The organism is Soonwooa sp. T0.1_25, from assembly GCF_057652215.1.
Genome location: NZ_JBYFBZ010000133.1, coordinates 1 through 218 on the forward strand (window position 1 = coordinate 1; position 218 = coordinate 218).

A 218-nucleotide genomic window follows, 5' to 3' on the forward strand; every position below is an offset into this window, starting at 1 on the left:
CCTTCTCGGTCACGGGGAACTTTGATCTCGGACTCGCCGAAAGAGGATTTTATCTTCTTGGTTCCGTGCCCGTTGCGATAATTGCCTTCTTTGGTTTTTTCGTGTTTTTCGTTGTCAAAATGAGCGTCCAGTTCGGCTTCGAGCATATGCTCTACCGCCCGTTTGTGCATTTGTTTGAAGAACGAGGTTAAATCTTCTCCATTCTTAAAGGATTTGTA

General features: G+C 45.0%; 1 protein-coding gene. It reads right to left on the bottom strand.

Annotated elements, in window-relative coordinates; all coding sequences use genetic code 11:
* Positions 1-218 (bottom strand): transposase (locus AC23MB_RS14590; protein ID WP_487787682.1); only part of this gene is annotated, 218 nt, incomplete at both ends.